This is a genomic window from Tindallia texcoconensis, assembly GCF_055383815.1.
In genome coordinates, this window is the sequence record NZ_AP042431.1 from 1200882 (window position 1) to 1223743 (window position 22862).

The 22862-nt window shown below is 43.0% G+C and carries 15 protein-coding genes; 9 read left to right on the forward strand and 6 right to left on the reverse strand.

Translation table 11 applies throughout. From position 1 onward, the window contains the following. Positions 1 to 355: 355 nt before the first annotated feature. Genes ACZ47N_RS05570 through ACZ47N_RS05580 form a run of 3 tightly spaced genes read left to right on the forward strand, consistent with a single transcriptional unit; the run spans position 356 to position 4205 of the window. Positions 356 to 1423 carry an ABC transporter substrate-binding protein gene (locus ACZ47N_RS05570; RefSeq protein WP_464888145.1) on the forward strand — a complete coding sequence of 356 codons (1068 nt, stop codon included), beginning with the start codon at positions 356 to 358 and terminating at the stop codon, positions 1421 to 1423. Then, positions 1383 to 3074 (forward strand): ABC transporter permease, encoded by a 1692-nt coding sequence (locus ACZ47N_RS05575; RefSeq protein ID WP_464888146.1) that lies wholly within the window; start codon positions 1383 to 1385, stop codon positions 3072 to 3074. The genes ACZ47N_RS05570 and ACZ47N_RS05575 overlap by 41 nt, the downstream gene beginning before the upstream one ends. A 45-nt stretch (positions 3075 to 3119) precedes the next feature. Beyond that, on the forward strand, positions 3120 to 4205 hold the full coding sequence (locus ACZ47N_RS05580) for an ABC transporter ATP-binding protein (RefSeq protein ID WP_464888147.1): 1086 nt from the start codon (positions 3120 to 3122) through the stop codon (positions 4203 to 4205). A gap of 21 nt (positions 4206 to 4226) precedes the next feature. On the opposite strand, the gene ACZ47N_RS05585 is transcribed toward ACZ47N_RS05580, so the two are convergent. Together ACZ47N_RS05585 and ACZ47N_RS05590 are read right to left on the reverse strand one after the other, a co-directional pair. Beyond that, positions 4227 to 4955 carry a nucleoside phosphorylase gene (locus tag ACZ47N_RS05585; RefSeq protein ID WP_464888148.1) on the reverse strand — a complete coding sequence of 243 codons (729 nt, stop codon included), beginning with the start codon at positions 4953 to 4955 and terminating at the stop codon, positions 4227 to 4229. A 101-nt stretch (positions 4956 to 5056) separates the two neighbouring features. Then, positions 5057 to 6820 (reverse strand): sigma-54 interaction domain-containing protein, encoded by a 1764-nt coding sequence (locus tag ACZ47N_RS05590; protein ID WP_464888149.1) that lies wholly within the window; start codon positions 6818 to 6820, stop codon positions 5057 to 5059. 376 nt (positions 6821 to 7196) lie between these two features. Here ACZ47N_RS05590 and ACZ47N_RS05595 point away from each other — a divergent pair, with 376 nt between their 5' ends. The 6 genes from ACZ47N_RS05595 (at position 7197) to ACZ47N_RS05620 (ending at position 16243) form a co-directional block, all read left to right on the forward strand. Further along, complete coding sequence (locus ACZ47N_RS05595) at positions 7197 to 7979, forward strand: SDR family NAD(P)-dependent oxidoreductase (RefSeq protein WP_464888150.1); 783 nt, start codon at positions 7197 to 7199, stop codon at positions 7977 to 7979. Between the two features lie 159 nt (positions 7980 to 8138). Beyond that, positions 8139 to 9548 carry an aminomethyl-transferring glycine dehydrogenase subunit GcvPA gene (gene gcvPA, locus ACZ47N_RS05600; RefSeq protein WP_464888151.1) on the forward strand — a complete coding sequence of 470 codons (1410 nt, stop codon included), beginning with the start codon at positions 8139 to 8141 and terminating at the stop codon, positions 9546 to 9548. A gap of 2 nt (positions 9549 to 9550) precedes the next feature. Then, complete coding sequence (gene gcvPB / locus ACZ47N_RS05605) at positions 9551 to 11113, forward strand: aminomethyl-transferring glycine dehydrogenase subunit GcvPB (protein WP_464888152.1); 1563 nt, start codon at positions 9551 to 9553, stop codon at positions 11111 to 11113. Positions 11114 to 11119: 6 nt separating this feature from the next. Next, on the forward strand, positions 11120 to 12235 hold the full coding sequence (locus ACZ47N_RS05610; RefSeq protein WP_464888153.1) for an ATP-NAD kinase family protein: 1116 nt from the start codon (positions 11120 to 11122) through the stop codon (positions 12233 to 12235). Between the two features lie 319 nt (positions 12236 to 12554). Beyond that, positions 12555 to 14570: a sigma-54 interaction domain-containing protein gene (locus tag ACZ47N_RS05615; protein WP_464888154.1), complete on the forward strand. Its 2016-nt coding sequence runs from the start codon at positions 12555 to 12557 to the stop codon at positions 14568 to 14570. A gap of 290 nt (positions 14571 to 14860) precedes the next feature. Then, positions 14861 to 16243 (forward strand): YfcC family protein, encoded by a 1383-nt coding sequence (locus ACZ47N_RS05620; protein WP_464888155.1) that lies wholly within the window; start codon positions 14861 to 14863, stop codon positions 16241 to 16243. A gap of 63 nt (positions 16244 to 16306) precedes the next feature. On the opposite strand, the gene ACZ47N_RS05625 is transcribed toward ACZ47N_RS05620, so the two are convergent. The 4 genes from ACZ47N_RS05625 to ACZ47N_RS05640 form a co-directional block, all read right to left on the reverse strand. Continuing rightward, entirely contained in the window at positions 16307 to 17785 is a 1479-nt protein-coding gene (locus tag ACZ47N_RS05625) for an alanine/glycine:cation symporter family protein (RefSeq protein ID WP_464888156.1), read from the reverse strand. A gap of 139 nt (positions 17786 to 17924) precedes the next feature. Next, positions 17925 to 19265 carry a sigma-54-dependent transcriptional regulator gene (locus ACZ47N_RS05630; RefSeq protein WP_464888157.1) on the reverse strand — a complete coding sequence of 447 codons (1341 nt, stop codon included), beginning with the start codon at positions 19263 to 19265 and terminating at the stop codon, positions 17925 to 17927. Beyond that, complete coding sequence (locus tag ACZ47N_RS05635) at positions 19258 to 21255, reverse strand: ATP-binding protein (RefSeq protein WP_464888158.1); 1998 nt, start codon at positions 21253 to 21255, stop codon at positions 19258 to 19260. The genes ACZ47N_RS05630 and ACZ47N_RS05635 overlap by 8 nt, the downstream gene beginning before the upstream one ends. A 262-nt stretch (positions 21256 to 21517) precedes the next feature. Then, positions 21518 to 22861, reverse strand: a complete 1344-nt coding sequence (locus ACZ47N_RS05640) for a Na+/H+ antiporter NhaC family protein (RefSeq protein WP_464888159.1) — start codon at positions 22859 to 22861, stop codon at positions 21518 to 21520. Position 22862 lies beyond the last annotated feature (1 nt).

The following is a 22862-nucleotide window of genomic DNA, read 5'->3' on the forward strand; positions in this document are numbered from 1 at the left end:
AAAGAGGTGTCTCCTACTATGATAAACGAATCCAGCAGTAGAATACAACTAATAATTTATCTGGTCTTTGAACAAACAAAATGATTGACTCTGTACTAAACCAAAGCATCAAATCAATGTCTAAATGGCTTAATTTCTTCCTTGATCTATAGAAATTTTCTATCCAATTTTCTATTCTTATAGATATATTCAATTTCAAAAACCCACAGCACATGGTATACTTCTTTATGGTAGGAGTTTCGAATCTTATATTGGCGAATATTGGCGAAGAAACTAGCGATATCATCTAAAAAAGATTATGTTTGGAATTAACTCAACGTTAAGGAATCTATTATATGATTAGGAGGAACGTGTAATGATTTTCCAGAAAAAAACACTTGCTTTGTTCTTAGGGGTATTTATGATCTTCTTCTTGGCTGGCTGCCAAACTGCAGATGAACCAGAAACGCCTGAAGAAACGACAACAGAAACTATGGAGCAAGCCCACGATACCGAAGAAGCCTATACAGGTGAACCGCTTCAAATTTATGCTTCCTATGGTGGTCTGGATCTGATTCAGGAAGCCTTTACGGAAGCTACTGGTATTCCCGTGGATATGCTAAGCATGTCTTCCGGTGAAGTGCTGTCCCGAATGCGGGCTGAAAGCGGCCGGACCCTTGGTGATGTCTGGTTTGGTGGCGGCCCTGACAGTTTTATGGTTGCCGCAGAAGAAGGACTACTACATCCTTATGTTTCGCCTGAATCTCATGTAGTAGAGGATATGTTCAAAGATCCAGATGGTTACTGGACAGGTGTTTCTGTCACATTGGTAACCCTGGTTGTTAATACAGACTTGGCTGAATCTGGAAATTTCGAAATCCCCACATCCTGGGAGGATTTACTGGATCCAGCCTATAGCGGTGAAATAATGATGGCGAATCCAGGAATATCTGGATCAACCTACACTGTAATTGCCGCCCTATTACAGAATTTTGGACAGGAAGAAGGATGGGCCTATTTAGACGCTTTAAACGAAAACATTCCTTATTATGCAGAGAGGGGCAGTGAGCCTTCTGATAAAGTATCGCTGGGCGAAGCATTAATTGGTATTGGCCCTAATGGCGTATACTATGAAAATGAAGGCTATCCAACCACAGCCATTTATCCGGAAGACGGCACTGTCTGGCAGCATGCTCCTGTTGCTATCATTGAGGGAACAGACAAACTGGAAGCTGCTCAGGCTTTTGTAGACTGGACGCTTTCCGTAGAAGGGCAGGAAGTTTTGGCACAAGGCAGCCCGCGACCAGGGATCCGGTCCGGCGTTACCCTTCAGCCAGGAGTACCTGATGTAGAAGCCTTAAATCTATTTGAATATGATTTTGCAGCCGCTGCGAGGGATCGAGATGCTATTATTGAAGAATGGAACGAACGATACGGATACTAAAAGATCAAAGGTATTATCCAACGCTCTCTATATGGGGATAGCTATGGCTATCCTCATATTTTTGTTGGTTTTTGTGGTATATCCCATTTTTCGTGTGTTCCTTTCCAGTCTGTGGATAGATCAACGCCTTGATTTCAGTCATTTTATGCGACTTTTCAGTGGTCGTCGCATTATTCTCTTTCGCAACACCCTAATTGTTACCACCCTCTCTACGGTTTTCGCCACCTTCACAGGGCTTTTATTGTCCATTTTTGTGAATAGAAGCCATTGGCCAGGTAGAAAATTTGTTCACTATGCTGCTATCCTGAATATGATTTCTCCGCCATTTGTCAGTGCTATCGTCTACATCATGCTCTTTGGCCGACGGGGCTTGATTACCAACCAGTTGTTGGGACTGGATCTCAATCTCTTTGGTCCTGGTCTGATTGTTTTGCTGCAAACCATCGGGAATGGCAGCATTGCCTACCTTATTATTTCCAATGTCCTTCGAAATCTAGATACAACGCTGGAAGACAGCGCCTTGGACCTTGGCGCTTCCAAACATCAGGTGTTTTTTTCGGTTACCCTGCCTCTTTTGCTGCCTGGATTAACCGCCTCTGCTTCTTTAATCTTCGCCAATGTGTTATCGGACTTCGGCACACCCATTCTGGTAGGAGCTGGTTATCGAGTGCTGGCCAGCGAAGCCTACCTACAGCTAATTTCCAATTTTAATCTGGGTTATGCATCCGCCATCAGCGTGGTTCTCCTCTTTCTCAGTGTTTGGATTTATGCTGCTGAAAAACTTATTTTACGGAACAAGTCCTTCACCTCAAGAGATCCAGTAGCCTTTCAGCAAATAGAAACTCGACGTTCCATGTTTTCCACCCCTATTATGTTGGTGCTTTTTCTCCTTGCCTCCGCCTATGCCTCTTTGGTGTTTATACAGTTTCTGACGATTATGACTGGTGCTTTTACCACAGTCTGGGGGTATGATTACAGCTTTAGCCTACGGCATTTTACCAACGTCCGTATACAAGCTCTTAAAAGTCTACAGAACAGCTTAAGCTTTGCCTATCAGGTGGCTCTCCTTGGTCCGCTGCTGGGTCTTTTAACCGCCTATCTGCATTCAAAGTTCCGAGGTTCTGTAAAGGCATGGGTTCACGCCATCGCATTATCTCCCTACGTAATTCCTGGAACGGTTATGGGAATCAGTTATGTCATGGCCTTTCACCATCCACCATTTCAGCTAACTGGAACGGCAACAGTTATCGTGCTGATTTGTATGGTTCGTGAACTTCCCATTAGTTTTAGCAGCACTAAAGCCTTGCTAAGACAGTTGTCCAACCATCTGGAAGACGCATCTCGGGATTTGGGCGCAAACCGGCGACAAACCTTTACAAAAGTAATTGCCCCTTCTCTAATGCCGGCCTATCGCTTAGGGATGCTACACGCCTTTATCCATGTCATGATTACCATCGGTGCCATCATCTTCCTAATTACACCCCGCCATGTCACCCTGACCTTTGAGATTTTCAGCGCAGTGAATCTGGGTCAGATGGGCATAGGCGCAGCTTATGCTTTTATTTTGATTGTGTTTACCGTACTAGGCCTTGGCTCCCTAAATCTGTTATGGATGATCTTTTTATGGCTGCAGCGACGATTGAATGGCTGACGATATCTAAGAGAGAAAAGAGTCTTTTAAGAAAGGATGTTCTATATGACATTGCAACTAAACGGCATTGAAAAAGCCTATGATGAGGTAGAAGCGGTTAAACCCCTCAGCTTAACCATCAAGGAAGGAGAACTATTGGTGCTAGTTGGTCCCAGCGGGTGTGGAAAAACCACCATCCTCAGAATGCTGGCAGGAATGATCCCTCCAGATCATGGGGATATCCTCTTTCGAGAACAAAATTTAACCAAGGTCGTCCCAGAAAACCGGCCAACGGTTACGGTATTCCAGGACTACGCTCTGTTCCCCCATATGACGGTCTATCAAAACATTGCCTATGGACTGAAGGTGCGCGGCGTTCCAAAGAAAGAAGTGGAAGAGAAAGTTCATCACTATATGAAGCTAATGCAGATCGATAGCATGAAAAGCCGAAGCATCGACGCCCTCAGCGGCGGTCAGAAGCAACGGGTTGCCCTTGCCCGAGCCATGGTAGTGGATCCAGCCATTCTACTTTTTGATGAACCCCTAAGCAGCCTAGACGCGAAGCTGCGGGTGGAAATGAGGGATGAAATCAAAGAAATACAACAGCGAACCGGCATTACTGCGGTTTATGTCACCCACGACCAAGAGGAAGCCTTAGCTATTGCCGATCGAGTGGCTGTAATGAAGGATGGCTCCATGGAGCAAATCGGTACTCCAGAAGAGATCTACTATACGCCTGCCACCGCCTTTGTTGCAGATTTTATCGGTTATGGAAATTTTGTAACCGCTAAGGTTAAGGAACATACCAGCGATACACTCTTCCTCTCTTTACTAGGTAAGACCATGGCCTATCCTTTAGTGCCGGGCCATCAGGCAGGGATGCCTTCAACCCAGGAGGCGAAAAACGACACCAGAGAGAGCCTGACGCTCTTTATCAGACCAGAAGCTATTGTTCCTGCTTCGGAAGGACTTTTTCACGGTCGAATTATTCAAAAATCCTTTCTGGGAGCTTCCACCCGTTACTTGATTGATACAGGAGAAGATCCTGTATTAAAGATGGATATTTTTTCGAATGCCTATCACTTCCAAGTCGAAGAAGAAATCTCCTTTAATCTGTCAAAAATACGAATAATGGAGCATGATTCATCATGAGTTTTGTCTTCTCTCGTCTCTTCAACTCATCCTTGTCAGTGTCTCCAAGGCTACTTCTATTTCCCGCCTTTCACCTTGGGCTGTCAAAGTTTCATCCTCCACATATTCCCCAATCCCCTGACGGACATCTTCCTGAAATAAAACCACGTTGTTCAGGATGGAAGCTGCCCGGACCCCACGCAATCTTGCTACTGTCAGTAGTGCAGCCGTTTCCATATCAGAGCCTAGGATTCCTTTTTCATGGCATTTTTTCATGATAGCTTCTTCTTCATCGATATAAAAGGAATCATGACTTCTCACAATACCTGGGTGGCAAGGATATCTTTTTTCTTCACAGATTTGTATCATTTTTAAAGTCAATTCCAAATCAGCAACTGCTGGGTAAGCTTCTGGCATATACATGCGGGATGCACCATCTTCCCTTAGGGCTCCCTCAGCAACAATTAGATCTCCTAATGCAATGTTCTTTTGTATAGCACCTGCACTTCCGATACGGATAAAGTTTTTTCCGCCACAACTAATCAGTTCTTCAAGGGCAATTGCCGCCGATGCACCACCAATGCCGGTGGAGGTAACGGTAACAGGAATACCTTTGAAGGTTCCTGTTAGGGTTCTAAATTCCCGATTCCATGCTATTTCTTGGTAATCGTCCAAAAATTCCGCCACTCGGATCACTCTACCAGGATCACCAGGAAGCAATACGTTCGGAGCCACTTCTCCTTTTTGACACAAAATATGAGGCTGTTTCATGATTCACACTCCTTTTAAATTGCAAAATAATAAGTCGATGACCCTTCGGTTCATACCCACAGAAGGATGTACTCTGCTGGAAAATATGACAAGGTCTTTTTCTACGCCCCTATTATCCCATATTTTTTAAGTTTTCGATATAAAGTTCTTACACTAACGCCTAGTGCTTGGGCGGTTTTTTCTTTCCCTTCCAGATGCCAACCGTATTCATCTAAGAATTCCACTATCATGGCCTGTTCTTCTTGGAGGCTTTTTTCATGATTCACCCTTGGTTTGCTTAGGGGCGCCTTCAATTTTTCTTGTAAGGCTTTTGGCAAATGAACTTCCCTTAGAACTGGCTCATCCCAACGATTTACTGCATATTCTATGGCGTTTTCCAACTCGCGAATATTTCCTGGCCAATCGTATAGACATGTTTTCATTTTTTCTACCAACTTTTCCGAAACCCTTTCCCTTGGCTTTTTGATTAATTGGCTGTACTGTTGAACAAAATAGTGACAAAGATCCCCTATATCTTCTCTTCTATGCCTAAGGGCAGGTAAGTGGAGGGGAATCACATTGATCCGATAGAATAAATCAGCTCGAAACTTCTTTTCCGCTATTAAGGCCTCTAAATCCTGATTGGTAGCTGCCACCACTCGTACATTGATGGGGATTGATCTAGTGCTACCTAAGGGTTCTATGGTATAGTTTTGCAACACTCTGAGTAGTTTTGCCTGAATCGATAAAGGCATTTCTCCTATTTCATCTAAAAAAATAGTACCTTCATTGGCCATTTGAAAACGCCCAGCTTTCCCCCCTTTTTTTGCTCCCGTGAAGGCTCCTTCCATATAACCAAATAGTTCACTTTCAAATAGTGTTTCTGGAATACTGGCACAATTCACGGCTACAAAGGGGTTATTCCGTCGAGAGCTATTGGCGTGAATCCCTTGCGCTACCAGTTCTTTTCCAGTTCCTGTATCCCCAGTTATCAACACCGGGGAAGGGGCATCCGCAAAATGAAGGATCTCTTCTTTGAGCCTTTTTATTTCTGGGCTTTTCCCCACTATTCGTCCCAAGGCTACTTCCCCTGGATTTTTATGCTGATCCCAGACCATGTCTGTATTTCGATGCCATACGGATTGTTGAAGCCTTAAAACCGCCCCTCCAAACTTCCCATCTTTGCGAATAGGGGCTACCGTCAGTTTCCCATCAAAATAGGGCGTGTTCAGTGGCCTAGCTGTAAACGCTTCTCCTAAAAGAATACTCCGAAGAATTGCGGGAGGTAATATCTGCTTCATGGAAGCATCTGAAAGGTTACAGAAAGAAAACAGTTCCTGGGCGGCTTCATTGACATGGGTTGTCAATCCATTATGATCAATGGCCATCACCGGCTCCTCTAAAAATCCTATAGCCGATTGCAGTAACTCTTCTAAGGAAGCCGTGTGGTCCATGTTGGTTTCTTGCCTAAACACAGTACCAAGAATTTCTGCGATATCACGGGATATCTCCAAGTAGAGGGCTGGATTATTGGTGATTTTAGCATGGCCTTTTTTCGTGAAAGAGGTAAGTGCTACCACACCAAAGGTATAGCGATTTGTCTGAATGCAGTTGAGTATTTCAATGGTGGCAGGACAATGATCTTTAAAACGGCATCCTCTACAAGAAGCCATGCGACCTGGTTCATTCACAATGATTTTTCCTTCTTGCATCACCTCTTCAACAGATGGATTATGAACAGTTTTCCCTTTTTGACGCAAATAAGCGGGTGTATATCCGATCAAATGGCAATCTCTGTCAAACACAGCAATTTCAATGTCTAGAACAGTACCCAGGCTCCTTATGAGCCGTTGCAACCCATCACTGGTTTCTTTTCCAATCATCATAAAACCCCTTCCTCAACTAGCTTTAGCTCTATTATGTCATAATTGTCAATCAATGGCAAATATTTGTCATTTATTGACAATTATGAAGGGAGAGGAACATTCCTTACCAGAAATCAATATCCTTATTTTCTTTCTTAAACAATCTTTTAAAATAACCACAGAAAAGGATCCTCTTGTCTAGTTTCTCCTATCTATCCTTCAGACTTTTTCTACGTTTCCCTCTTCTTTAAATCCATATTTTTTTCATATGGCCTTAAATCTTGGCATAAGAGTTGCAATAAAGAAATACAAGAGAATTCCTTTAGGAAGCCTCAAGACCATAGAATCCACACCAAAGAAACAACATACAAATGAAACTAGAAAAGGAGGTTGCATCATGCTAGAAAAGAAAGACGTGTTGAATCTCGAGGGAAAAGTGGCTGTTATTTCTGGCGCCGCTTCTGGTATAGGTTTGGCAACAGCCGAATTGTTATCTGCCTATGGCGCTACCGTAGCTCTGCTGGATATTAATCATGAGCAGGGAGAAAAAGGGGCCCAAGCCCTTCGACAAGCTGGCCGCAAAGCGGATTATTTCGCCTGCAATATCGCTTCCCTCCAAGACTGCCAGAAAACAATCCAAGAAATTACCAAAAAGTTTGGAAGGATTGATATTCTATTTAACAACGCCGGCGTAACCCATCGAAAGACCGTGGTGGACTTGGAAGAACAAGAGTGGGATCAAGTATTGGATGTTAGCCTTAAAGGGGCCTATCTCCTCTCCAAATTTGTTGTTCCCGTCATGGCTAACAATGGTGGCGGGAGCATTATTAACACAGGTTCTGGCTGGGGCTTAAAGGGAGGCGATAAAGCGGCTGCCTACTGTGCCGCAAAGGCAGGTCTCGTGAACTTGACTCGAGCCATGGCGATTGATCATGGTCCGGATCATATCCGTGTCAATAGCATCAATCCAGGTGATACAGATACGGCCATGCTTCGAGAGGAAGGGCGCCAGCTTGGTTGCGAAGAAGAAGCATTCCTATGTGATTCCGCAAAAGGACGCCCCTTAGAAAGATTGGGTACCGCAGAAGATATTGCTAATGTGGTCCTATTTCTAGCCAGCGACCTCTCCAAATGGATGACCGGAAGCGCTCTGGTCATAGACGGTGGCGGGATCGCCTAATTCACCAGAACAAAGACCCTGGGGCTGTTTCGTGGTTAGGGCTTAGGAAAATCACACGCAAAACCTTTAAACCCTTGTCCACAGCTTGATTAAGAATATCCATAGGCTCCCTCGTTCTTTTTCCTTATTCATAAAAAATCTAGTCAGGAGGAATACACTATGACCATTAAAGGTTTTCAGCAGCACCCTTATATTCCCAATTCAGTTCCAGAGGTTCAGAAACAAATGCTACAGGAAATTGGGTTGGAAAGTTTAGAAGAATTACATGCAGAAATACCAGAAGCATTAAAACTCAAAGAAAATATGAATCTACCACCAGCACTGGCATCTGAATACCAGCTCCGCCGGCATATCGAACAGCTACTGAAAAAAAATCAATGCAGCCGAGACAATCTAATTTTTCTGGGCGGAGGGTGCTGGCCCCATTACGTTCCTGCTATTTGTGATGAAATCAACTCCAGAGGCGAGTTTCTTACTGGTTATGCTGGCGAAGCATATAATGATCATGGCCGATTCCAGAGCCTCTTTGAGTACCAAAGCATGGTAGCTGAATTAGTGGATATGGAAGTCGTTAATGTTCCTACCATGGACTGGGCACAAGCAGCCGCTACCTCTATGCGAATGGCTGGAAGAATGAAAAAACGCAGCAAAATCTTAGTCCCTTCTCTGATGGATCCAGAAAAGCTAAAAGCCATTAAGAATTACTGTGACCCAACGTTAGAGATCCTTCCCGTCCAGCATCATCCGGAAACCGGGCAGATGGATTTAGAGGATCTTGAGCACAAAATTTCTGCAGATACGGCGGCGGTTTATTTTGAAAACCCTTCTTACCTCGGCTTTATTGAAGAGCAAGGAGAAGCCATTTCTGCCATGGCCAAAAAGATGGGAGCCGTTACGGTTGTAGGGGTAGATCCCAGCTCCTTAGGCGTTTTAGAGCCCCCTTCCCAGTATGGAGCAGACATTATTTGCGGAGAACTACAACCTCTAGGGATTCATATGCATTACGGCGGCGGCCTTTCTGGCTTTATTGCTACACGAGACGAAGAAGCATATGTTATGCAGTACCCTTCTCGTCTTTTCGGCATTGCCCCCACTTCTCACGAAGGGGAATACGGTTTTGGCGATGTTAGCTATAACCGAACGTCCTTTGGTGATTTACGAGAAGATGCCAACGAGTACGTCGGTACCCAAACCTCTCTATGGGCTATCACTGCTGGGGTTTATCTGGCAGCCATGGGACCCAAAGGAATGCAGGAACTGGGTGAAACGATTCTGCAACGAGTCCTTTATACCATGAAGAAAATGGAAACCCTCCCTGGCGTAAAGGTATCTCCTTTCAAATCTTCTGTTTTCAAAGAATTTGTGGTGGATTTCAGCGCTACTGGTAAAACCGTAGCTGAGATCAATCAACAATTGAGAGAGTTCCATATCTTTGGCGGAAAAGATCTATCCGCTCAGTTCCCTGAGTTGGGACAAAGTGCCTTGTATTGCGTAACAGAAATTCATACCCGAGAAGATATTGATACACTGATTAATGCCATAGAGACCATTGTAGGAAAGGAAGGGTAAACATGAAACGAATTAACCGAGAATATAAAGTGCGTCATTTTCACCAAGCTAAGTGGGACGAGCCGATTATTTTTGAATTAAGTCAAGAAGGAGAGCGTGGCATACTGGTTCCAGAGGCTGACCATAGGATAAAAGCTGTAGCTGGCCATGGACTTGCTTCTCTTCCCTCCCACCTGCGCCGAAAAACAGCCCCTGCTCTGCCAGAAATGTCTCAACCTAGAGTACTGCGACATTACATGCGGCTTTCCCAAGAAAATCTGGGCGGTGATGTCAACATAGAAATCGGCCAAGGAACCTGCACGGTGAAACACAATCCAAAGGTGAATGATCGATTGGCAGGACTCCCAGAAATGGCATCTCTTCATCCCTCTCAGCCAACAGAATCTGTTCAGGGAATCCTGCAAATCATGTATGAGACAGATGTCATGATGAGAGAAATTTCTGGTATGGATCGATTTTCATTTCAGACCGCCAGCGGTAGTCAGGCTGCCTTCGCCATGTCCTCGATTATCAAAGCATGGCATCGGCACCATGGCCAGGATCATCAGCGAGATGAAATCATTACCACGGTTCACTCCCATCCATCGGATGCCGCCTGCCCTGCAGTAAAAGGCTATAAAGTAATTACTATTTTCCCAGACGAAGAAGGCTATCCAGATTACGAAGCTTTTAAGGCCGCCGTTTCCGAAAGAACCGCCGGCTTCATCTGTGCAAATCCAGATGATACCGGCATCTATAATAAACGTATCCAGGAATTCACCAAGCTGGTTCATGAGAAAGGTGGTCTTTGCGGTTACGATCAAGCCAATGCCAACGGTTTATTGGGCGTCACTCGAGCCAGAGAAGCGGGTTTTGATATGTGCTTTTTCAACTTGCATAAAACCTTTGGTACTCCCCACGGCTGCGGAGGGCCAGGATCTGGTGCTATCGGCGTCACCAAAACACTAGAAAGCTTCTTACCCGCTCCCATCATTGATTTTAACGGAGAGGCCTATTTCCTTAATCACGATCTGCCAAACAGCATTGGACGAGTACGTTCCTATAATGGTGTTGCACCCGTAGTGCTAAAAGCTTATGCATGGATGCGTAGCATGGGACCAGAAGGACTTTACGAAGCAGCTAAAGTTGCCGTATTAAACAACAACTATTTATGCCGAAAACTAACGGCTATAAAGGGCATCGACCTACCCTTCAGCCCAGAAAAACAGAGAATCGAACAAACTCGCTACACGTTAGAACAAGTGACAAAAGACACCGGCATCACCACCGGTGACATCCAACGTCGTATGATGGATTTTGGACTGCATTACTGGACCAGCCACCACCCTTATTATGTTCCGGAACCAGCAACCTTTGAACCAACGGAAACCCCCTCCAAAGAAGATTTGGATGAGTACATTGCCACCCTTAGCCATGTAGTACAGGAAGCCTATGAAAACCCAGAAATAATCAAAACCGCCCCCCATAACAGCACCATTCATCTGGTAGACGAATCTGGAATGGACGACCCCCAGCAATGGGCTATGACTTGGAGAAGTTATCTAAAAAAAACAAAGAAAGCGTGATATCCCATGAAAAAACTAGGACTCATTATCAACCCAGTAGCAGGCATGGGCGGTAGCGTTGGTCTCAAAGGAACAGACGGACTGGCAGAAAAGGCAAGGGCACTGGGTGCCCTGCCTCAGTCTGGCCATCGAAGCCATCGTGCTATGAAAGAACTGGTGTCCCTGAGGGACCACCTGCATATTATCACGGTTGCTGGAGCTATGGGTGAGATTCCCCTTAAGCATTTGGGCTTTCACTATACATCTATCCCTACCAGAGAAGGATCACAGACAGAAACCACGGCCCAAGATACCCGTTATGCAGCGGAAGAACTGCTTCGTCACCAAGTTGATTTAATTCTCTTTGCTGGAGGAGACGGCACTGCACGAGATTTATATGAGGTCCTAGGTGAAAAAGTGCCTGTCGTAGGAATCCCGGCTGGTGTCAAGATTCACTCCCCGGTGTACGCCACTAACCCAGAGGAAGCAGGCAAACTAGCCCTTGGCTATTTAGAAGGAACTATTAAACGCATAAAGAGCGCAGAAGTGCTGGATATTGATGAGGACGCCTACCGAAATGGTCAGGTGAACACTAAGCTATATGGTTACTTACGTGTCTTAGATAACGCACGTCTCATGCAGGGAAAGAAAAGTGGAAGTCTTTTATCCGAAGAATCTTCTCAAAAATCTATTGCCTTGGGCATTGCAGACAACATGGAAAAAGACATCCTCTACCTCATTGGCCCTGGTTCCACTACTCGTCACATTATGGAAGCTTTATCTTTACCAGCGACACTGCTGGGGGTGGACTTGGTTTGCAATGGCCAGCTCATAGCCTCAGATCTTTCGGAAAAAGAAATTTTGTTTCATATCCATCATCAAAAGAGTCGGATCGTTATTACGCCTATCGGCGGACAGGGCTATCTTTTGGGTCGAGGCAATCAACAACTTAGTCCCAAAGTGATTCAAGAAGCGGGTATTGATAATATCATTGTCATGGCCACAGTTCACAAGATACAAGCCCTTATGGGACGTCCTTTTCTAGTAGATACTGGAGATCCAACTTTGGATGCTCAACTAGCTGGTTATGTTCGAGTGCGTACGGGCTATCAGGATTCCGTGATGTATCGGGTGCATGGATAAAAACCCTAAAAATTCAGACATCATTCCTCCAATTAATCGTATCCCGATTCTGACCTACCTCTTTAATTCATATGGATCCTTTCAAAATTATCATGTAACCGTCAGCATCGGCATCAGTAAAGCAAGAAAAAAGATACCAGGGCAGCCATGGTTAAACGGGTTGATCCAGGGCTCTATCCAAGAAAGCACCAAGGAAGAAACGGTGTGCTCCAAGGAATTAATGATCCTTTTTTCTCATTGATTATTCGTTCATTTTATGACGATACTATGAGGGAGCTATTCTTTAAGATAGAGCCACAAACCCGAAAGGTGGATTTCTGTGAACCAAATTGCCATCCTTGCTCATAATGCCAATGCCGCCTCTTTTTATAAGGACATTCTGGATTCGATTTTTCAGATCAATACGCTTCCTTTGTCTATGCAGCACCAACTAGACATTCCTTGGCATGATTTAAATCTGGATTTTTTACTAACCACTTCTTACACCTACGGAAATCACACGCAAAACCTACCACCTTGTACCCTAAAGGTCATACGTCTACAGCCTTGTTTGACCAAAATCCAATGCGATATCCTTGACCAAATACCACCTAATAAGGAGATTTATTTTTACCACAGTCATCCAGAATTAGCTTCCGAACACAGCATTTTACTTGCTGATGCAGGGTACTCTTTGCATCAAAGGATTGCTAGACGCCCAGATTCCATTCCAGTCCAACACTCTTCTTATGTGGTCACAACAGACGAATTAAAAGCGGAAGATTTTCAAGAGAATCAACTTGTGCACATTAATTCGCCCAAAATCAGTTCCCTCAGTATCCATCATATTGCCAAAGAATTAAACCTAGAAGAATCTTTGCTCCAAGATTACTATCAAAAATACCTAGATACCCTTGTTTCCTCTGGTCACAGCACCTATTTTACTTCCGCCGCCATGGATAAGCGATATCATTTCTCCTGTATTATAGATTCTCTGGATGAATCGATTCTGGTGGCAACAGAAAAAGGAAGTATTATCTCTATGAACAAAAGTGCCTATCGGATCCTAGGCATCCACTCTTCCTGTATTCAAAAGAACGTATTAGATGTTTTACCAATTCAACAACTTCCCACTGCTTTACAACCAAGCAAGGTGATCACCAAATACCAACAACACTTTTTAACCATCAAAGCTTCTCCAGTTTCCTCTAAAGATTTTTGTGGATTTCTATTTACGTTGCATTCTTTTGCAAAACCTGCCCAAGCCCCCCCAAACAAATACTCTTTTGAAGAAAAGGGTCACCAAGCTAAATATACCTTCCATGATATCAAAGGCATTAGCGGCGATTTACTTCGCTGCAAGGATATTGCCAATCAAATGGCTAAATCGAATAGCTCTGTTCTTATTACTGGCGAATCCGGTACCGGCAAGGAACTCTTTGCCCAAGCCATTCACAATGCTTCCCAACGGCGTTCTCAGCCTTTCGTAGTTGTGAATTGTGCTTCTATTTCTGCTTCTTTACTGGAAAGTGAATTGTTCGGATATGTGGAGGGAGCTTTTACAGGTGCCAAGCAAGGCGGAAAAAACGGCTTGTTTTTCTTGGCTCATCAAGGTACCGTCTTCCTTGACGAAGTAGCCGAATTACCTCTTTCAGTACAAAGTAGTTTATTACGTGTCTTACAAGAGAAAGAAATTAGACCCGTTGGCAGCGATCAACTCATTTCAATCAATGTCCGTGTTATTGCCGCTACCCATCAAAATTTAGATCAACTGGTAGCCGAAAACAAATTTCGACTTGACCTTTATTACCGTTTAAAAGTGCTTCCTTTGCACTTACCAGCTTTGCGCCATCGCAAGCAAGACATCTTAATTCTGTTTCAACATATGCAGCAATTTTTAGGCACTTCCTACCTCTTATCAGAAAAAGCAAAGAAAGCCTTAATCCAAGGAAACTGGCATGGGAATTTAAGGGAACTCAAAAACTGTGTTGAGTATCTAGCACATTTAGAAAAAAACTATATCGAAGTAGAAGATCTTCCAGCATTAGACTTGCTAGACGACTCTATTCCATTAACAGGTGTCTCCATCGCCTCCCGTTCCCATTGCGAGTATTTTGTTTTAAAATGCATTTACCAAGCTATGAAGGCACAACAAAAAATCGGCAGAAGAAGCATTTTAACCATGGCACAAAATATGGAAATGTCCGTCTCTGAACAAGATATTCGAAACGCGCTGCAAACGCTTTATCACGCTAATGATATTATCATTGGTAAAGGACGACAAGGAACCTCTTTAACGGAAAAAGGAATAGAAACCTTACAGAAAATATCCGAAGAAACGGGGGAATTGGGGTGAATTCGGGGGAATTGGGAGACAAACGGGGGGGGAGAGCCATGGCTCTCCCCCTTTGTTATGGCAAAAATTTTCACCTTTCCACCTTCTTATGAAGGGTGTATTTTCAGTGAATTTCATTAATTCCAAATAATATTATTTGAAATTATCTAACATTTCCCACTTTTGGAACAGATGTTGCATTATATCAATCCGAAAGGCGTATTCATCTTAACGAAAGGATGTGGTTTTTTTCCTTGACCTTCATTGAGCAACGATGCATCTCTATTACAATACCTTAAAGGAGTGTTCTTATGAAAAAATTTCCCCATGTGTATGCTTTATTATTTATGATCATTATTGCTGTATCCATCCTCACGTATGTGCTACCTGCAGGAGAGTATCAACGAATAGAGGATCCGGCCACAGGCAGAACAGTCGTTGATGCCGCCTCCTTTGAATATGTCGAATCTTCTCCTGTACATCCTTTTGATATGTTTATCGCTGTTCAGAGAGGGCTTGTGGATGCGTCAAATATTGTGGCTTTTATCTTTATCATCGGTGGGGCTTTTGGTATTATTATGAAAACCGGTGCCATAACCGCAGGTTTAGGCGTCGCTGTTCGTAAATTCGCTGGACGAGAAAATTTACTTTTTCCCGCCCTCATCATTTTATTCGCTATAGGCGGTGCCACTTTCGGACTTTCTGAAGAAACGCTGCCATTCATCCCTATCATTGTACTGCTATGTCGTCAGCTAGGCTACGACGCCATGGTTGGCATGGGCATTGTTTATGTAGGTGCTCGCCTTGGCTTTGCATCCGGAATGCTAAACCCTTTTAGCCTCGGCGTTGCACAAGGAATTGCCGAATTACCCATGTATTCTGGCCTGGCTTTCCGAGGTGTCTGGTTTGTCATCTTGCTGGTTGTCACCATTTGGTATGTTCAAAGATATGCAAAAATGGTTAAGGAGGATCCAGAAAAAAGTTGTATTCGTGACGTAGAACTAGAAGCCACCATCAACGCTACAGAATCTGGTATCGAAGAATATCAACCTCATCATACCAGAGTTCTCTTAATTGTATTCCTTGGGTTTGTAGGCATGGTTTTTGGTGTGTTTCTAAACGGATGGTACATCAATGAGATCTCCGGATTTTTCTTAGCCTTAGGAATCTTTGCTGGACTTTTAGGTAAAATGGATATGAACGAAATCGCTGGAAGTTTTGTAAAAGGAGCAAAAGATTTAGCCTTTGGAGCTCTGGTAGTTGGTGTAGCTCGTGGTATTTTGGTGGTTATGGAGCAAGGAATGATTGTCGATACCGTCATTCACTCCGCCGGCGTATGGTTAGGAACCATGCCAACGGTCATTGCTGCCAATGGTATGTTTGTATTTCAACTGTTTTTAAATATATTGATCCCCTCCGGAAGTGGCCAAGCCGCTGCTACCATGCCTATTATGACCCCCATTGCAGATATCGCTGGCATTACTCGACAAACCGCCGTATTGGCCTTTCATTATGGTGACGGCTTTACCAATTTAGTCACACCGACGGCTGGTGTTTTAATGGCAAGTTTGGCCATTGTTAACGTTCCTTTTGAACGTTATTTGAAATGGGTGCTTCCGCTATTAGCCATCTGGACGGTTATTGGCATAGCAGCTATTACGACTGCTGCCCTCATTGGATTTGGACCTTTTTAACTAATTTGACATAAAAAAGATGCCTCTATCCCTGTTGTCCACAGAAAAGAGGCATCTTTTTATTTAACTTGCTGCTTCTGTCTTTTTTTTCTTTTGATCTGCTTCCCACTTTTCTTCCCAGAAGTCTGCATTTTTAATGCCTAAGGCCTTCGGGTTAAAAACAGGATCAACGCCTAATTTCGTCTGGGCTTCATAGTCTTTCAACGTTGCCACCCCAGTCTTCGCTAGCAACAAAATTGCAATAATGTTCAGCCATGCCATCAGGCCAACACCTACATCCCCTAAGGCCCACACAGCTCCTGCTGTATTGACAGCACCGATAAAGGTCATCACTAATAATGTGATTCGCGTAGCAAAGATATAAGGCTTTTTATTCTTGATGTTACGAGTCATAAAGGCAATATTCGACTCCGCATAATAGTAATAGGCCATCAGCGTACTAAAGGCGAAAAAGAATAAGGCAATGGCTACGAAAATACTTCCAAAGCCTGGCAAAAAGGAATCCAAAGCTCCTTGGGTAAATTCAGGGCCCGGTGCTACACCTGGCATATTTTCAACCAAAAGAGTTTCTCCAGATTGGTCGTACACATTGTACATCCCTGTTATCAAGATCATAAAGGCCGTCGCCGAACAGACAAACAAAGTGTCTACATACACTGAAAATGCTTGCACCAATCCTTGCTTGGCCGGATGAGATACCTCGGCTGCCGCCGCTGCCATAGGCCCTGTTCCCTGTCCAGCTTCATTGGAATAGATGCCTCGACGAACGCCCCACATAATCGCCTGTCCCAGCACAGCTCCCGTTGCAGCTCTGGCACTAAAAGCATGAGAGAAAATAAGATTTAATACAGCAGGCATTTCCGTAATATTCACTGCGATAATTACCACCGCAATAAGAATATAGGCCACCGCCATAAAGGGAACAATAATTTCAGCTGCTTTTCCAATTCGCTTTACACCACCGAAAATAATAAGACCCAACAAAAATGCTACAAAGAGACCTGTGGCTGCCGTCGGAATATTAAAGGCATTATTAACCGCCGTGGCAATACTATTGGCCTGAATACCTGGTAGAAAAAATCCACAAGCGATCACTGCGGAAAAGGAAAATAGTACTGCATACCATCGTTTTCCCAGTCCCTTTTCAATGTAATAAGAAGGACCACCACGGTATTCACCATCGCTTTTTTCTTTATACACTTGGGCAAGAGCTGACTCAATATAAGCTGATCCTGCTCCCAGAAAAGCAATGGCCCACATCCAAAAAACTGCTCCAGGCCCACCAAAGCCAATAGCGGATGCAACCCCTGCAATGTTACCTGTTCCCACACGTCCACCAAGGGCCATGGCGAAACTCTGAAAAGAAGATACCCCAGAATCCGAATCGCCACCTGATAACAAGTGATGGACCATGTCTTTAATAAGACGAAGCTGCGGAAACTTCATCCATAGGGTAAAAAACAAACCTGCTCCCAAACATAAATACACTAACCAATTTGACCAAATAATTCCATTCAAAACATCGACTACTTGATTAAACATATAAACCCTCCCTAAATAGAATAATGATTCACATAATTAAAAAAGCAAGGATCATGCCATCATTTGTAGGGAGTTTTTTCAACCTTTAGAGGATTGATTTATTTTTTCAAACTGAGAAATAAATTTCTCGATATGAAATTTATTTCTCAATATGAATGTTCAACTGTTGGATCTTATTAAACAATTGCCGCCGTGTAATGCCTAGTTTATCAGCCGTTGCAGATAAGTGTCCATCCATATGGATTAACATTTGCTCGATATACGCTTTCTCCGCTTGAGCTCGCACGTCTTTCAGGGTATGCTCTAAAGAATAGGCTTGCCGCTGATGGACTAATAAATCTTTTTTTCTTAATATTCCATCAGAAGAAAGAACAATTACTCTTTCGATTATATTTTTCAGTTCTCTAATATTTCCAGGGTAGGAATACTTTAATAAATGGTCTATTAAGGCAGGTTCAATCTCGCAAGGACCTTTATCCATTTTACGGGCAATTTGCTCCGCAAAAAAACGCAGCATTTCTTCAATATCCTCTTGGCGTTCTCGCAATGGAGGTACTTCTAATGTAAAGGTACTGATGCGATAGAAAAAGTCTTCCCGAAATTCCCCTTTCTGAATCTGTTCTTTCAAGCCTTGATTTGTCGCACATACAAGCCGAAAATCTACGTTAATATGCTCATTAGACCCTATTCTTTCAATGTATTTAGCATCCAAAACCCGCAATAATTTAATTTGTGTATCTAAGGTTGCATCTCCGATCTCATCCAGAAAAAGAGTTCCTCCTTGGGCAGACTCTACTTTTCCGATACGGGTTTCTGTCGCTCCCGTATAGGCACCTTTTTCATGCCCAAACAACTCTGACTCTAATAAGGATTTGGAGTATGATCGACAATTTACAGGTACAAAGGGATAGGAGGCTCTCATAGATTTCGCATGAATATAATTAGCGATGACCTCTTTCCCAACACCCGACTCGCCTAAAAGCAACACATCCGTATCCCCACTGGCTACTTTCTCTGCCATTTCAATAATTTGCTGCATTTTTTTGTTTTTAGATTTCATCAAATACTGGTTAGACTTTGAACTTTCCTGTGCTTTTTCTGTCAAGGAAACGATTCGCTTTACTTTGGCTGTTTCATGGAGCAGTTCCGTTGGATCGTGGGATTTTATATAATAGGAAAAAGCACCGATTTTCATGGCTTCTACTGCATTTCGGATGCTTCCATAGCCTGTTACAATAATGACTTCCAAGGCTTGATTGATTTTTTTAACGGCCTTAATCAGATCAAAGCCATTCATATCTTCCATGAAAAAGTCACTAATCACCAAATGGTAGGTTTTATTTTGAATCATTTCCAGAGCCGTTAAAGAATTTGTCGTGGCATCCACCGCATAGCCTTCACTTTTTAGAATAAAGGATAAAGAATCACAGTAGGCGGATTCATCATCGACTACTAGGATTTCAAAGTTCTTATTATTCATTAAGATCACCTTCTGCTTTCTTGAGGGAAATCACAACGGTTGTTCCCACATTTTTTTTCGATGTCACTTCTATTTCTCCCTTCAACTTCACTAGTTCATTATAAACAATATAACACCCAAGCCCAGTGCCTTCTCCTCTCGTTTTCGTAGTAAAGAAGGGATTAAAAATTCTTTCCTGGGTTTCTTCAGACATTCCATATCCTTTATCAATCACCCTAATTTGAACCCTCTCTCTTTGTTCTTTTAGAGAGATAGTGATCTTGCCTCCTTCTGGCATGGCATCAATGGCATTATTTAAAAGATTAATCAGAATGTGCTTAAGGGATTCTTCGCATGTTTCTATTTCCATTTCTTTTAAAACCAGATGGCAAAAAATATCCTGATGTTCCATTAGTTTTCCGTTTAATTCTATTACTTCTTCTATTAATTTTTTCAAATTCACAAGCCTATTTTCATTGTTCGTCAATCTAGAAAAGTTCAAAAGATTATCGATCACATCCGAAGCTTTTTCTACAGAGGTATCGATTCTTTGAATGGCTTCTCTAATTAACGCTCCATCTCCTTTTGCTCGCTGCATAATAAACGTATAATTTCTAATTAAACCCAAGGGGTTTCTTATTTCATGGGCCACACCCGCTGCTAATTGGCCTATGGCGGCCATTTTATGGTCTTGAAGCAATTGTGCTTCATGCACCTTCCGATCTGTAATATCTTCCATAATAAGGACTGTCGCCGCTTCCATTTGAGATCCATACTGAATAGGACAAAGATCTACCTGATAATCCCTTCCTTGTATAGACGTATCCATGGTGGCCTGGGTATGCTCTAAAATTCTCTGATGGATTGGTTTTAAGCCAGGAAGGATCTCTTTTAGTTTCACAGGCTTTTGTTGATATTCCTTTCCAAAAAATAACTCAAATTGCTGATTCGCCGCTAAGATCTGTAGATCTTGATTCACTACCACTACCATATACCGCAGGCCGTCCATAATCGTTTGTAGATTTTTTTCGCTTCGTTGCAAGGCTTGTGTCCTCTGGTACACAGCTTTTTTCAACTCTAAATTCCATATCACTACCATGGCTAAAATCATAAAGCCCATGGCTCCGGCTGCCAAAAAGAAAAAGCCCATTCGATGTGCTTGTTCATCTCTGCCGATAGGCGTAGAAATTCCAAACCATTTTTGTTGAATTTTATTGACCGTATCTGTCTGATTCAATGCAAAAATACCTTTATTAATGATTCGCTTTAATTCAGGCTTATCCTTTGGAAGACCCAACACTGAAGGAAGTTCATACATCGGTTCCGATACAATTCGATAATTCTCTTTAATGCCATAGGCCTCCATCAGATAACTGATCACTGGTTCATCTCCCACCATCGCATCCACTTCACCAGCTAACAAGTTTTGGAGGCTTTCTTCATAATCTTCAGAAAATACATAATAGATGTCATCACTTTGGCTTCTTAAAAATTCGTGGGCATAATCTCCCTTTTGAACGCCGACACGCATTCCCGCTAAATCCTTAGGTTTTTGCAACTCGGTATTTTCCTTAGCCACTAATATAACTCCACGTTGAAAGTAAATAGGGTCTGAGAAAAGATACTTTTGAGCCCTTTCCTTGGATGGGTACATATCGCATAGGTGTGTTTCTCCTATGCTTAGCTTCTCTAGGGCCTGCTCCCAGGTCATGGCCTGATATTGAATTTCTGTTTCCAATTCAATAGATAAGGCTTGCAAGTAGTCGATGACAATGCCTTTGTATTGAGCCGATTCATCCTCCACAAAATAAAGCGGTGGGGAGTTATCGCCAGAACCGTATATAATAGGTCCATGACGTTCCAAATACTCCCGATCCGCTTGTGTCAGTTGATGATTCCCCGCAAGGTATTCCATGAGGTTCATATGATAGGTCATTTTCATGTAATGATTGACCATAATAACACCTAGCACCAGCATTATGGCCATTAAAATCGTTATTCTTTTTTTCATCTAGTTCTCCAACTATCTCTTTTAGGCATTAGTATAGCATTTCCCAGATGAAACCACAAATTTTGTATGTTTTATCTAGGTTGTTTTGGTAGTATCTAATCCACACACGAAGGATGCCAAAAGAATATTTTGAAAAGCTACACACGCAAAAGAGAGGACGCTTATTGCGTCCTCTCTTTATGTCCTGACAAGTAATCGTCCACCTATATTACGAGCAAACGCTTCTTCCACCTCTATACAACCATAGAGATATTCGAAAAAATCATGCTTCTGGTTGCTGGAAAGGCACTTTTCGAATATATCCTTTTCCAAAAGGAGTCAGGATAGACAGCCCAATAAAAAATAAAAGAATCCCAAAATACCAATTATAAGGAATAATTTCCACCGGGCTGATCAGCCCATCCGTAAAGCTTGCTACCACCAACAACTGGGCCCCATAAGGGATTAAGCCCTGTACCGTACAAGCGCATACGTCCAGCAAAGAAGCTGACCGCCGAGGATCCACATCAAACTCATTTGATATTTCTTTTGCCAGTTTACCACTAATTAAAATGGCTACGGTATTATTAGCTGTGGCCATATTGGTAAGGCCTGCCAGACATCCAATACCCAATTCGGCGCTTTTTTTCCCTTTGATTTTAGAACGAATATTATAAATAATCCATTCCAGACCACCTTTTTCCGAAACCATATGAGCCAGACCACCCGTTAACATAGAAAGAAGAAAAATATCGATCATTCCTGTAAATCCTTCATAAGTTGTCTGCACAAAGCTTAATCCTGTAAAATCTCCATAAAATAAGCCAATTCCTCCTGCAATCACAATGCCTCCGGTGAGGACGGCAAAAACGTTGATTCCTTTTAAGGCCGCTCCTAGTACAAATAAATACGGCAGAATTTTTATGAGGTGATAGTGATACTGTTCCGCTTCTGGCAATTGATCCGGCCTTCCCAGTACAAGCATTACCACTAAGGTAACCATGGCAGCCGGGAAAACAAACCCTGCATTTGCTCTAAACTTATCCTTCATCGAAACCCCTTGGGTTCTGGTTGCCGCAATGGTAGTATCGGAAATAATCGATAAATTATCTCCCAGCATTGCCCCACCAATTAAAGCACCCAAGACCATCGGTAAATTAAGGCCACCTTTTTCTGCCAGTGATACAGCAATAGGTCCAACCGCCACAACGGTTCCCATGGATGTTCCAGTAGAAATTCCAATAAAAGCAGATATGACAAAGACACCGGCTACAATGAAATTAACAGGAATCAGCGTCAATCCTAAGTTGACCGTTGAAGCTACGCCTCCCATAGCTTCAGCTACAGAAGAAAATGCACCTGCCAAGAGATAAATCAGACACATAATAATGATGTTTTCACTACCGCAGCCTTTCACAAAAAGGTCAAATTTCTCATCTAAAGAACCATTCATAATAAAAAAGGCCACTACCACCCCAATAGCCGCTGCAATAGGTGCTGGGAACTGATAAAAAGCCATGGGCACTCCAGCGATCTGCAAAATAATACCTGCACTCAAATATACCATTACAAATACAATTAATGGCACTAAGGCACTAAAACTACCTTTATTGATGTCGTTTTTCATC

Coding starts and splice junctions, on each gene's coding strand:
- ACZ47N_RS05570 (WP_464888145.1), top strand. CDS start 356: ATGATTTTCCAGAAAAAAACACTTGCTTTGTTCTTAGGGGTATTTATG.
- ACZ47N_RS05575 (WP_464888146.1), top strand. CDS start 1,383: ATGCTATTATTGAAGAATGGAACGAACGATACGGATACTAAAAGATCA.
- ACZ47N_RS05580 (WP_464888147.1), top strand. CDS start 3,120: ATGACATTGCAACTAAACGGCATTGAAAAAGCCTATGATGAGGTAGAA.
- ACZ47N_RS05585 (WP_464888148.1), bottom strand. CDS start 4,955: ATGAAACAGCCTCATATTTTGTGTCAAAAAGGAGAAGTGGCTCCGAAC.
- ACZ47N_RS05590 (WP_464888149.1), bottom strand. CDS start 6,820: ATGATGATTGGAAAAGAAACCAGTGATGGGTTGCAACGGCTCATAAGG.
- ACZ47N_RS05595 (WP_464888150.1), top strand. CDS start 7,197: ATGCTAGAAAAGAAAGACGTGTTGAATCTCGAGGGAAAAGTGGCTGTT.
- gcvPA (WP_464888151.1), top strand. CDS start 8,139: ATGACCATTAAAGGTTTTCAGCAGCACCCTTATATTCCCAATTCAGTT.
- gcvPB (WP_464888152.1), top strand. CDS start 9,551: ATGAAACGAATTAACCGAGAATATAAAGTGCGTCATTTTCACCAAGCT.
- ACZ47N_RS05610 (WP_464888153.1), top strand. CDS start 11,120: ATGAAAAAACTAGGACTCATTATCAACCCAGTAGCAGGCATGGGCGGT.
- ACZ47N_RS05620 (WP_464888155.1), top strand. CDS start 14,861: ATGAAAAAATTTCCCCATGTGTATGCTTTATTATTTATGATCATTATT.
- ACZ47N_RS05625 (WP_464888156.1), bottom strand. CDS start 17,785: ATGTTTAATCAAGTAGTCGATGTTTTGAATGGAATTATTTGGTCAAAT.
- ACZ47N_RS05630 (WP_464888157.1), bottom strand. CDS start 19,265: ATGAATAATAAGAACTTTGAAATCCTAGTAGTCGATGATGAATCCGCC.
- ACZ47N_RS05635 (WP_464888158.1), bottom strand. CDS start 21,255: ATGAAAAAAAGAATAACGATTTTAATGGCCATAATGCTGGTGCTAGGT.
- ACZ47N_RS05640 (WP_464888159.1), bottom strand. CDS start 22,861: ATGAAAAACGACATCAATAAAGGTAGTTTTAGTGCCTTAGTGCCATTA.